The sequence below is a fragment of the Nocardia sp. NPDC001965 genome (genome assembly GCF_053594175.1).
Window position 1 is genome coordinate 18,212 of record NZ_JBSFDZ010000055.1, and the last position, 11,532, is coordinate 29,743.

Consider the following 11,532-nt stretch of genomic DNA (forward strand, 5'->3'; position numbering starts at 1 on the left):
GTATCGCGCCATGGCAGGATGGCCCGCATGACGAACACCCTCGTTTTGCTGCGCCACGGCGAGAGCGAATGGAACGCCCTGAACCTGTTCACCGGCTGGGTGGACGTACATCTCACCGACAAGGGCGTCGCCGAGGGTAAACGAGCCGGTGAACTGCTGGCCGAGCACGGCATCCTGCCCGATATCGTCTACACCTCGCTGCTGCGCCGGGCGATCTCCACGGCGAATATCGCGCTGGACGCCGCCGACCGGCACTGGATTCCGGTGGTGCGGGACTGGCGCCTCAACGAACGCCACTACGGGGCGTTGCAGGGGAAGAACAAGGCCCAGATCCGGGACGAGTACGGCGAGGAACAGTTCATGCTCTGGCGGCGCAGCTACGATACGCCGCCGCCCCCGATCGAACTCGACGACGAGTACAGCCAGGAAGGCGATTCGCGCTACGCCGGTATCGAGGTCCCGCAGACCGAATGCCTGCTCGACGTGGTGAACCGGATGGTCCCCTACTGGGAGTCGACCATTTCGCAGGAACTGCGCGGGGGCAGGACGGTGCTGGTCGCGGCCCACGGTAATTCGCTGCGTGCCCTGGTCAAACATCTGGACGGGATCTCCGACGACGATATCGCCGGACTGAACATCCCCACCGGAATTCCGCTGCGCTACGAATTGGACGACGAGCTGCGCCCGGTGCGCCCCCGGGAGTATCTCGACCCGGAAGCCGCGGCCGCGGGTGCTGCCGCCGTCGCGAGCCAGGGCGGTAGGTAGTTCGAACCACAGCGCCGCGACCCGGAACGGGTTGCGGCGCTTTTTCGTACCGGCACCGGAATCGCCGACGGCGATCCGTGGTTCTGTGGGATATCACCGTAAACCGCGGTTTTGCTTGTGCGAGAACATGATATTCGGATCACGCGATCGGAAAGCCCTGTTGCTTGCCGGGCAGATTCTCATTACTCGCCGGTAACGCTGTGTAAGCTCTCGAACATCCGACCAGTTCGAGAGATGGATCACGACCGATGAAGTTTGTGATGCGAGCCACCGTGGCGCTGGCCGCCACCGTGCTGCTGGTACCGCTGCTCGGCGGTAGCGCCGGGGCTGCGCCGGTGGCGTCCGGCCCCGACGGGGGAGCGGCGGGGGCGCAATGGGCGGCCGCCCACGACGGGCCGCAGCAGTATCCCAATGTCAATATCACCTGGGATGTGCCGATCACCATGAGCGACGGCACGGTGCTGAAGGCCAATGTGTACCGGCCCGCCGATACCGCATCCCGGCCGATCGACACCCGGCTGCCCGTCCTCGTCAATATGACGCCCTATACGAAACTGGTGTCCAACCTCGTCGACCATATGGGATCGATCCCGGGTGCGTCGGACGCGATATCGCAGCTGGCCCGCGATATCGATATGACCGGTACTCCGTTGTCCGGGCTGACCGATCTCACCAAGGCGCTCGGTGGCGGGGCCATGCGCAACTTCGCGGTGGACCGTCAGCTGGTGAAGAGCGGTTACGTCCAAGTCGTGGTGGATGTGCGCGGGACCGGATTCTCCCAGGGGGTGTGGGATATGTTGCGGCAGCGCGAACAGGACGACACGGTCGAGGTCATCGACTGGGCGGCCCGGCAGCAGTGGGCCGACGGGCAGGTCGGGATGACCGGGATGTCGTATTCCGGCATCAACCAGTTGCAGGCCGCCGAGAAGCATCCGTCCGCGTTGAAGGCTCTCTTCCCGGTAGCCCCCGGTAGCGATCTGGCGCAGGACGTGCTCATGCCCGGCGGGGGTTTCGGCTTTGCCTTCATCCCACTGTGGATGTCGCTGATCAACGCGACCAAATGGGTGCCCAATATCCAGTCGATGCTGAACGGCACCTTCGACCAGCAGTGGCTGAACGATCGATTGTCCTCGCCGTTCACTTATCTGGACGTGTTCCTGAACGCCTACACCACACCGCGGGTGGAGGATCTCGACCCGCGGTTGCAGGAGATGATCCGGGGCGACAGCCCGGACCGGCAGGCCTGGCTCGGCGATCCGGCGCAGATCGACGTCCCGACTTTCGTGACGGGCGGCTGGCACGATCTGTTCACCTACTCCGAATCGCAGATCTACAACGCGATGCCGTTGCCGCCCGGGCAGAAGCAGCTGCTCATGGGCGATACCTATCACATCAACTCCGGAAGCGAATCCGGCAAGCCCGGGCTGCCGCCGCGTCTGGACGTGCTGCAACGTGCCTGGTTCGACAAATGGTTGAAGGGCATCGACAACGGCATAGATCAGTACGGTCCGGTGACCCTGCGTCAGCAGGGCGGGGGCTGGGTGACCAAGGCCGGGTTCGGCGAGAGCGCACCGGCCGACGAAGCGGCCGAGTACCGGCGGATGTACCTTTCGGCGGCTCCCAGCGGAACGGGCGGGCACAGCGTGCACGATGGTTCGCTCGGGGCGGTCGCCGACAGCTCCGCCCGGTTGACCGTCGCACCGGGCCTCACCGGGCTGTGTTCCAACGACGGCGGCCAGGCGACGGCGGGCGTGGTCGCGGTGATCAATGCCTGCGGTGCCGATTCCCGGATCCAGGAGACCAACGGGCTGACCTTCACCAGCGCGCCGGCGACCGAAGCCGTCGAGGTCTCCGGGCCCATGGCCGTGCATCTGCAGACCGTGCAGGACGCCTCCGACGGCTATTGGTCGGTCACGGTCAACGATGTGGCGCCGGACGGGCAGTCCCGGGTGCTCTCGTCGGGACAGCTGATGGCTTCGCTGCGCGAGATCGATGACGCGCTGAGCAGCCGATCCGCCAACGGCGACTACACCGACCCCCGGCCCTGCACCACGCTGGAGAACCGGCGGCTCACGGTGCCCGGGGAAGTGACGACACTCGATATCGCTGTACCCGCCGTCGAGGCGAAGCTCGAACCGGGGCACCGGTTGCGGGTGGACGTCTACGCCGGCAACGCGCCCAAGGGTGTGCCGCCGCTGCCGATGATCATCGACACCGGGCTGAAACCGCAGCACGTACAACTCGATCCGAACCGGCCCAGTTTCGTGAATGTACCGGTGCGGGGTAACCCCGGCTGGTGAGCACCGGCCACCGGCCACGACACGAACCCCGTTGTGTCCCAGACGCAATGGGGTTCGTCCGCGTTTCCGGCTCCGGAACACGCCCGGGACGATCGAAACCTGTTCGCCGCCGAACAACGAGTAAACGCCCGGCGAACACCGAAGTAATCGCCCGTGACCTGCACGAAACTTCACCGACCCCGGGTTTGTTTACCTGTGGTCGACCGTACGATTCTTGATGTGAGCGTTCCCCAGGCCGTACTGCTGGCAGTCCTGGCGGCTGTTGTCGGACTGGCCGTCGGTGGACTCGTCATCCCCTATATGAACGCGCGGCAGGCTCAGCGCCGACAGGCCGACTCCGGCCTCACCATGTCGCAGGTTCTCGACCTGATCGTGCTGGCCTCGGAGAGCGGCATCGCTGTCGTCGACGAGTACCGCGATGTGGTGCTGGTCAACCCCCGCGCCGAGGAACTCGGCCTGGTCCGTAACCGGCTGCTCGAGGAGCGGGCCTGGCTGGCGGTGGAGAAGGTGCTGGCGACCGGCGAAACGGCGGAGTTCGATCTCACGGCGGATAAACCGACGCCCGGTCGCGGCCGGATCGCGGTACGCGGCCTGGCCCGGCCGTTGTCGCCGGAGGAGACCAGCTTCACCGTGCTGTTCGCCGACGACGATTCCGAACAGGCCCGGATGGAGGCCACCCGCCGCGATTTCGTCGCCAACGTGAGCCACGAGCTGAAAACACCCGTCGGGGCGATGAGCCTGCTGGCGGAAGCGCTGCTCGAGACGGCCGACGATCCGGAGGCCGTCCGGCATTTCGGTCAGCGGGTACTGGCCGAAGCCGGCCGGCTGGGGAAGATGGTCACCGAACTGATCGCGCTGTCGCGGCTACAGGGGGCCGAGAAACTCCCCGAACTCGAGGTCGTGGACGTCGATACGGTCGTCAGCCAGGCCGTGGACCGCTCCCGGACCGCCGCCGAGGCCGCCGGGATCACGGTCAGTACCGACCGGCCCAGCGGGCTCGAGGTACTCGGCGACGAAACGCTGCTCATCACCGCACTGTCGAACCTGGTCGAGAACGCCATCGCCTACTCGCCGCGCGGCTCGCATGTATCGGTGAGCCGATCGGTGCGCGGCTCCTATGTGGCGATGGCGGTGACCGACCGCGGGATCGGAATCGCCAAGGACGACCAGGAGCGGGTGTTCGAACGCTTCTTCCGCTCCGACAAGGCGCGCTCCCGCTCCACCGGCGGGACCGGACTCGGCCTGGCTATCGTGAAACACGTGGCCGCCAACCACAACGGTGAGATCACCCTGTGGAGCAAACTCGGCACCGGCTCGACATTCACCCTGCGCATACCCGCGTATCAGGAATCCGACGGCACCGCCGCCGGCGGCCCGCCTGTGCTGACCAAAAGAGAAACCAGCCCGCGCCCCTCGGGCCCGGGCCGAACGAACGGTGTGGAGGCACGCAGATGACCAGTGTGTTGATCGTCGAGGACGAGGAGTCGCTGGCCGATCCACTCGCCTTCCTCCTGCGCAAGGAAGGTTTCGAGGTCACGGTCGTGGGAGACGGGCCCTCGGCGCTCGCCGAATTCGACCGGTCCGGCGCCGATATCGTCCTGCTCGACCTGATGTTGCCCGGGATGAGCGGCACCGACGTCTGCAAACAGTTGCGGACCCGCAGTGGGGTGCCGGTCATCATGGTGACCGCGCGGGACAGTGAGATCGACAAGGTCGTGGGGCTCGAACTCGGTGCCGACGACTACGTCACCAAGCCCTATTCGGCACGGGAACTGATCGCCCGGATCCGGGCCGTCCTGCGCCGCGGCGCCGGCGACGAACTGGATTCCGGCAGCGAGAACGGGGTGCTGGAGGCCGGCCCGGTGCGGATGGACGTGGACCGGCACACAGTGCTGGTGAACGGTCAGCCGGTGACCCTGCCGCTGAAAGAGTTCGACCTGCTGGAATACCTGCTCCGCAATTCGGGTCGGGTGCTCACCCGCGGTCAGCTCATCGACCGGGTGTGGGGCGCGGACTACGTCGGCGACACCAAAACCCTCGATGTGCACGTGAAGCGGCTGCGGTCGAAGATCGAGGCCGATCCGGCCCGCCCCGAACATCTGGTGACCGTCCGCGGGCTGGGGTACAAGCTGGAGGCCTGATCCGCCGGATCAGGGGAAATAGATCCAGACCTCGCCGACCGGCGTATCGGAGCGGTGCAGCGGCGCCCAGCCGAGACCGTCTTCCTGGGCGCAGTCGTAGAGCGGCGTCGCCGCCCCGTCGCCGCGGCAGACGATACTGCGCCGGGTGCCGTGCGGGCTGAGTACGAGATGCCGTCCGGCATCACGGGCCGCCAGCGCGTTCGGATCACCGAGCGGAACGAACTCGGCGGTCCGATCGGAGAACTGGTGCGGGTCGGCGGGTTCGGCAACCGCGCCGCCGGCGGTCGCGGCGCAGGCGAGGCCGGCGAGTATCAGAGCCGCCATACCGGCCGGCCTTGGGATCCAGGGGCTCCGCATCATGCTGTGCTCCCGTTATCGCAGGTCGAGTCCGATTATTCGAGTGGGTCGTGCGGGCTGCTCGTTTTCGCGGGCCTTGCGCAGTGCCCGGGTGGTCGCCGGATGTTCCGCCCCGGTCCCGCTGCCCGCCCGGCTCTGCAACTGCCGTTCGAGTTCGTCGTAGGCGGGTTTCCCGATCAACTCGATCAGTTCGGAGCGGTAGGACTGCCAGACCGGGCGCTCACCGATATGGGCATCGGGTGAGCCGGAGCAGTACCAGTCCAGATCCACCCCGCCCGGCCCCCATCCGCGCCGGTCGTACTCGGTGATCACGGTCCGCAGGATCTGCACGCCGTCGGGCCGGTCCACCCATTCCTGGGTGCGGCGGATCGGTAGCTGCCAGCACACGTCCGGTTTGACCGTATGCGGTTCCACATCCCGGCGCAGAGCCATGATGTGCAGGGCACAACCCGCGCCCCCGGGAAAATCCGGGCGGTTGTGGAAAATGCACGCGCCGTCGACCCGGCGCGTGCGTGCGGCGGGTTCGCCGTCCAGTTCGTCGGTCTCCAGATACATCTTGCGGGTGATCTTGCCGTGTTTGTCGCGGGCCTCGTCCATCAACTGCCATTCCTCGGCAGTGAGCATCTTGACGGCCTTGCGCAGGCGTTTGCGGTCGTCGTCGTCGGAGAGGAAGGCGCCGTGCGTACAGCAGCCGGAATCGGGCTGTTCGGCGAGGATGCCCTGACAGGCGGGTGTGCCGAAAACGCAGGTCCAACGCGAGGTCAGCCAGGTGAGATCCGCGGCGATCAGATGTTCGTCGTCGGCGGGGTCGACGAACTCGAGCCACTCGCGTGGGAAGTCGAGTGGTACTTCCCGGCTCGGCCGCATCTTCGGCATCGGAAGGTCGGTCGGAGCGGGGACGGAGTCGTTCGCGGCTGCGCCAGACGTCACAACCCTCAACGCTAACACCACAACCGGGTCGCCTGGTGTTCAGGTACACCAAGTAACGTGGCCGTGTGCGTCTAGGTGTCCTCGATGTCGGAAGCAACACCGTTCACCTGCTGGTGGTGGACGCGCATAGGGGTGGCCACCCCATGCCGATGAGCTCGACGAAGGAATCGTTGCGGCTGTCGGAGAGCCTGGACGACGCGGGCCGGATCACTCCGGTGGGCGAGCAGAAACTCGTCGATACGGTGGCCGATCTGGCGAATCTGGCGATCACCTCGGGCTGCTCGGAACTGATGGCCTTCGCGACCTCCGCGGTGCGCGAGGCGACCAACTCCGAAGAGGTGCTGGGCCGGGTGCGCGCGGAGACCGGGGTGGATCTGCGGGTGCTGGCCGGGGTGGACGAGGCACGGTTGACCTTCCTGGCGGTGCGCCGCTGGTACGGCTGGAGCGCCGGCCGGATCATCAACCTCGATATCGGAGGCGGTTCCCTCGAGATCAGCAGCGGGGTGGACGAGGAACCGGAGGTCGCGCTGTCGCTGCAATTGGGCGCCGGCCGGTTGACCCGGAAATGGCTACCGGAGGATCCGCCCAGCAAAAGGCGTATCGCGATCCTCCGCGACTGGCTCGCCGCGGAGATGGTGGATCCGGCCAAACAACTGGCCGAAGCGGGCCGGCCCGATCTGGCGGTGGGCACATCCAAAACCTTCCGCTCCCTCGCCCGGCTGACGGGCGCGGCGCCCTCGGGCGCGGGAGCCCGGGTCCGCCGGACCCTCACCGGTTCGGGATTGCGTCAGCTGATCGCGTTCATCTCCCGAATGACTGCCTCCGATCGCGCCGAACTCGAGGGTGTCAGCGCCGACCGGTCCCAGCAATTGGTGGCGGGAGCGCTCGTGGCCGAGGCGGCCATGCGCGCCCTTTCCCTCGATACGCTGGAAATTTGTCCGTGGGCGCTGCGCGAAGGACTGATCCTGCGCAAACTGGATACCGATATGGATGGTGGACCACTGACTACGAGCGCACCGAAAGCGGCGGCCGGTAACGGTTCGACGCCCGGCGGCAAGACGTCGGCGGGCCCGATCGAAACGGTGCCTTCATGAGTAGGAACTCCAATCAACTGTCGGTAGCAGAGCTGCTCGCCCGTAACGGGCAGCAGCCGTCTGCCACCGGCGGCGGCAGACGGCGGCGCGGCGGTCGCGGGCTCTCGGTCGACGATCTGTCCGGTGATATCCCGGCCGTCGAACGCAACGGCTCCGCCCACGCGGCACCCGACGAATCCGATACAGAAGAACCCGCGGCCTACGCCGCGGAAGCGGCCGGTACCGACTTCGGTGCGCAAAGCTATGCGGGTGAGCAGGTTTCCTATGCCGCCCCGGATCCGAACAATTCGCCGATGTCGGGTCCGATCACCGTCTACAACCCGCTCGAGCCGTATCCGGCGGGGCCGGCCGGGATCGATGCTTCCGCGCCCGCGCGGCTGGGCGATCCGGATTCGTTCGCGGACGGCCGTGACCAGTTTCCGCCTGTCGAGGAATCGCGCCGTAGCGGCCGCCGCCGGCGACCGGATCCGGTCGACGATTTCGCCGCCGAGGGTCACTACGCGAACGAGACGCCGGAGACCCGGGCCTGGGAGCCCGATCCGCCGGGCCCCGGCGGTGGGCGCGCCGCGCGCCGGCGTGCGGCGGAGGCCGCCGAAGCCGCTGCCGCCGCCGAATCCGCTCCCGAACCGGAAGCGCCGGTGGACTACGGCATGCCGCAGGGCGTCGCCGATTTCGGTCACTCGCCCGGCCTGCCGGATTTCGGCGGGCCGGACGCGGGCCCGGCGTGGCCCGGGCAGGGATTCGACGGGCCGCCACGGCTCGGGCCGCCCGGCGCGGCCCCGCCCACCGAGGCGTGGCAGGCCCCCGTCGACGACGCGCGGCCGAAACTGGAGCGTCGCCGCCGCGGTGAGCGTCCGCTGCCCGAGCCGGTGCCCTGGGCGGAACCGCCCGAGCCGGGGAACGGAGACCCGCATACCGTCGCCTGGTCGCCGGCCGACCAGGGGATGCGGTTGCGGGCCGGTCTGCAGGAGCTGGAGCCGCCCCCGCACGAGACATCCGACCACGGCGACTTCCGTGGCCCGGGGCTCCGGAACGGTCGGCCGATGCCGCCCGCTCCGGGAATTCCGGCACCGGATTTCGGCCCGGACCAGAGCTTTCACCCGGACCAGGGCTTCGCCCCCGATCCCGGTTTCGGTCCGGCGCAGGACTTCGGTCCGGGTCCGGATTTCGACCCGGACCCGGGTTTCGCGAAGACCGATATCTTCGCCGCCCCCGATGTACACGGCCCGATGCGGCCGCATCCGGGGCCCGTACCGTCCGGTGAACAATTCGAAACCGGTGATTTCGAACCGGAATACGACCCCGACGCCGACGAATACGACGACCTCGAGGACGCCGCCGGTCGCGATAACCGGCTGGGCCGTGCCCGGTCGGCACTGAACGACAGATTCGGCTCGGCCGGTGGGAAATTCGCCGCGACAAAAGCCAGATTCGGGGCCGCCGCTCGCACTTCCGGCCGGGAGACCATCGACGATCCGCGCAAACAGTGGATGGTGCTCGGCGCACAGAGCGTGGGTGCGGCGATCGGCGGAATGCTGGCGTTCAAGGGTTTCGAGATGCTGTGGGAGGCACAACCGCTCGTCGCACTCGCGCTCGCGGTCGTGGTCATCCTCGGGCTGGTCGCGCTGGTGCGGATACTGCGGCGCGGCGACGATATGTTCAGTACCGTGATCGCTGTGGTCGTCGGTGTGTTCGTCACATTGGGTCCGCTGGCGTTTCTACTCAGTACCGGCTGAGCGAGGCAGGCGATGGCAGGCATCTCTCCCGCGGCCGACCCGCGGGACGACGGGCGGCGCAACGGAATCAAGGTGGGGCTCTCGACCGCTTCGGTCTACCCGCAGAACACCGAAGCAGCCTTCCGTTACGCGGCCGAACTGGGATACGACGGTGTCGAATTGATGGTCTGGGCCGAACCGGCCAGCCAGAGCATCACCACCGTGCGCGGTTACGCCCGCAAATACGCGGTGCCGGTCCTCGCGGTACACGCGCCGTGCCTGCTCATCTCGCAGCGGGTGTGGGGCGCCGATCCGGTCTCGAAACTGGAACGCAGCGTGCGGACGGCCGAAGCGCTGGGCGCCGACACCGTGGTGGTGCATCCGCCGTTCCGCTGGCAACGCCGCTACTCCGAGGGTTTCGCCGAACAGGTCACCGAACTCGAGGAGAGCAGTTCGGTGGCCGTCGCGGTGGAGAACATGTTCCCGATGCGGGCCGACCGGCTCTTCGCCCGCCGCGCCCGCGATATCCAGCGACTGGAACGCCGTGGTGGGCCCGGTCTCGCGCTGACCGCGTTCAGCCCCACATACGACCCCACCGACACCGGATTCCGGCATTACACCCTCGACCTGTCGCATACGGCGACCGCCGGCACCGATCCGCTGGCACTGGCCGACCGGATGGGTGCCGGCCTCGTCCACCTGCACCTGGCCGACGGCCGCGGCGCCGCCCATGACGAGCACCTGGTCCCCGGCGAAGGCACCCAACCGTGCGCCCAGGTTTGTGCCGCACTGGTCCGCAACGATTTCACCGGCCACGCGGTGGCCGAGATCAACACCCAGGAAGCCCGCACCACACCGGCTCGGTCCGCCATGCTGGAACGCACCCTCGCCTTCGCCCGGACCCACCTGAATCCGGCGATCACCCCCAGGCCGGATCCCAGTCCCATCGAGACCCGTTGAGCTGTGCTCTCCCGCGCCGCCCGCGGCCGCGCGGGGCCTCTTCCCGCGCTGCCACAGGCGGCGCCGGGGAGGCACTGAAACACCGCCCCCACCGGTCCCCCTTTCGGCGCGTGTTCGCGCTGTACCAAGATTGACGGGCAGTATGCACCCGCGGAACGGTTACCGGGCCGAGGAGAAGGAGTACCGATGACGACGGAGACGGAACTGAGCGCCGAGCGGGAACTGGCGGCCACCGACGCGCCGTTCAGCCGGGTCTGTGCCCTGACCGAACTCGCCGCCGACGAGCCGGGCGACGGACGTTACCGCGGCGTCATCGACGATATCTGGACGATCGGGCCGAAAGTCCACGGCGGAACCATGGTCGCCGGATCGGCAGCCGCGGCGAGCCGCTGGCTGCGCACCGTGGAACCGGAGCGCGCGAGCATGGCGCCGCTGTCCGGCAGTACCGATTTCCTCGGCGCCCCGGAACCCGGCGAAGTGCTGTACGAGGTGACACTCCGGAAGGTGGGACGGCAGATCTGCCTGGTGGACGTGACGCTGGTGCAACGCGGTCGGCCACTGGTCCGTACTGCCTTCACCTTCGGGCATCTGGACGGCCCGGACCGGCCGCCGCTCTACGCTCCGGAACACACCGATCTCCCGGTGGAACCGTCCGCCGATGCGATCGGCTACGGCCCGGGTTCGTCGATGGGCCGGATCGTGCACGTGGCGCGGGGAATGGATGCCTTCCTGGACCGGGCATGGGCGCCGTTCATCGAGAACGCCCACGGAGAACCCCGGCTGCGAATGTGGCTACGCCCGCGCCCGGCCGATCAGGCCGACCCGGAAATCGCCTCCTACATCGCCATGATGGCCGCCGACATGTGCCCGCCGGTACCGACCAACCTGGGATATTTCGGCTGGTCGCCGACGGTCCAGATGACAACCTATCTCCGGCGCCGGCCCGCCACCGGCTGGCTACGCGTCATCGCCACCACACACGAGGTCGGTGGCGGGATCTTCGACTCGGATCAGATCGTGGTCGACTCGACCGGTGCCCTGGTGGCCCAGAGCCGTCAGCTGGCGCTGCTCCCGTCACCGAAGCGCTGAGTTGTTTGCGGCGCCTGCTGTGTTTATTTGCGCCGCCTGCGGCGTCGCTGTCGGGGCCCTCGTGACCCCGGTTCTTCACTCCGGCGCTCAGTCGCTGCGCTCCTTCGCTCTGTCGCTCCAGAACCGGGGCGGGCCCCGACCACAGATGCCGGCCGTCCGGGAGTAGATACATGGTGTGGAT

At 67.8% G+C, this 11,532-nt stretch carries 10 protein-coding genes; 8 read left to right on the plus strand and 2 right to left on the minus strand.

Translation table 11 applies throughout. From position 1 onward, the window contains the following. The first annotated feature begins 27 nt into the window (after positions 1-27). From ACWCPQ_RS33020 to ACWCPQ_RS33035, 4 genes are all read left to right on the plus strand, one after another. The gene (locus ACWCPQ_RS33020; protein ID WP_449906410.1) at positions 28-765 is read left to right on the plus strand and encodes a phosphoglyceromutase; all 738 of its coding nucleotides are present in this window, start codon (positions 28-30) and stop codon (positions 763-765) included. A gap of 248 nt (positions 766-1,013) precedes the next feature. After that, a complete protein-coding gene (locus ACWCPQ_RS33025) occupies positions 1,014-3,065 on the plus strand; it encodes a CocE/NonD family hydrolase (RefSeq protein ID WP_449906413.1) in 2,052 nt (683 codons plus the stop codon). Between the two features lie 219 nt (positions 3,066-3,284). Then, complete coding sequence (locus ACWCPQ_RS33030; RefSeq protein WP_449906416.1) at positions 3,285-4,520, plus strand: sensor histidine kinase; 1,236 nt, start codon at positions 3,285-3,287, stop codon at positions 4,518-4,520. Then, a complete protein-coding gene (locus ACWCPQ_RS33035; protein WP_449906419.1) occupies positions 4,517-5,206 on the plus strand; it encodes a response regulator in 690 nt (229 codons plus the stop codon). Before ACWCPQ_RS33030 ends, ACWCPQ_RS33035 begins: the two co-directional genes overlap by 4 nt. A 9-nt stretch (positions 5,207-5,215) precedes the next feature. Here the strand turns inward: ACWCPQ_RS33035 and ACWCPQ_RS33040 are convergent, their stop codons facing one another. Together ACWCPQ_RS33040 and ACWCPQ_RS33045 are read right to left on the minus strand one after the other, a co-directional pair. Beyond that, a complete protein-coding gene (locus tag ACWCPQ_RS33040) occupies positions 5,216-5,530 on the minus strand; it encodes a hypothetical protein (RefSeq protein WP_449906422.1) in 315 nt (104 codons plus the stop codon). Between the two features lie 48 nt (positions 5,531-5,578). Beyond that, entirely contained in the window at positions 5,579-6,430 is an 852-nt protein-coding gene (locus tag ACWCPQ_RS33045) for a hypothetical protein (protein WP_449906442.1), read from the minus strand. Between the two features lie 128 nt (positions 6,431-6,558). On the opposite strand from ACWCPQ_RS33045, the gene ACWCPQ_RS33050 reads away from it, so the two are divergent. The 4 genes from ACWCPQ_RS33050 (at position 6,559) to ACWCPQ_RS33065 (ending at position 11,351) form a co-directional block, all read left to right on the plus strand. Next, on the plus strand, positions 6,559-7,587 hold the full coding sequence (locus ACWCPQ_RS33050; RefSeq protein WP_449906425.1) for a Ppx/GppA phosphatase family protein: 1,029 nt from the start codon (positions 6,559-6,561) through the stop codon (positions 7,585-7,587). Beyond that, positions 7,584-9,323 carry a hypothetical protein gene (locus ACWCPQ_RS33055; protein WP_449906428.1) on the plus strand — a complete coding sequence of 580 codons (1,740 nt, stop codon included), beginning with the start codon at positions 7,584-7,586 and terminating at the stop codon, positions 9,321-9,323. Before ACWCPQ_RS33050 ends, ACWCPQ_RS33055 begins: the two co-directional genes overlap by 4 nt. Positions 9,324-9,335: 12 nt before the next feature. Next, on the plus strand, positions 9,336-10,262 hold the full coding sequence (locus ACWCPQ_RS33060) for a sugar phosphate isomerase/epimerase family protein (protein ID WP_449906431.1): 927 nt from the start codon (positions 9,336-9,338) through the stop codon (positions 10,260-10,262). Between the two features lie 186 nt (positions 10,263-10,448). Further along, positions 10,449-11,351 carry a thioesterase family protein gene (locus ACWCPQ_RS33065; RefSeq protein WP_449906434.1) on the plus strand — a complete coding sequence of 301 codons (903 nt, stop codon included), beginning with the start codon at positions 10,449-10,451 and terminating at the stop codon, positions 11,349-11,351. Positions 11,352-11,532: the final 181 nt, after the last annotated feature.

Coding starts and splice junctions, on each gene's coding strand:
- ACWCPQ_RS33020 (WP_449906410.1), top strand. CDS start 28: ATGACGAACACCCTCGTTTTGCTGCGCCACGGCGAGAGCGAATGGAAC.
- ACWCPQ_RS33045 (WP_449906442.1), bottom strand. CDS start 6,430: ATGCGGCCGAGCCGGGAAGTACCACTCGACTTCCCACGCGAGTGGCTC.
- ACWCPQ_RS33040 (WP_449906422.1), bottom strand. CDS start 5,530: ATGGCGGCTCTGATACTCGCCGGCCTCGCCTGCGCCGCGACCGCCGGC.
- ACWCPQ_RS33060 (WP_449906431.1), top strand. CDS start 9,336: ATGGCAGGCATCTCTCCCGCGGCCGACCCGCGGGACGACGGGCGGCGC.
- ACWCPQ_RS33025 (WP_449906413.1), top strand. CDS start 1,014: ATGAAGTTTGTGATGCGAGCCACCGTGGCGCTGGCCGCCACCGTGCTG.
- ACWCPQ_RS33035 (WP_449906419.1), top strand. CDS start 4,517: ATGACCAGTGTGTTGATCGTCGAGGACGAGGAGTCGCTGGCCGATCCA.
- ACWCPQ_RS33065 (WP_449906434.1), top strand. CDS start 10,449: ATGACGACGGAGACGGAACTGAGCGCCGAGCGGGAACTGGCGGCCACC.
- ACWCPQ_RS33055 (WP_449906428.1), top strand. CDS start 7,584: ATGAGTAGGAACTCCAATCAACTGTCGGTAGCAGAGCTGCTCGCCCGT.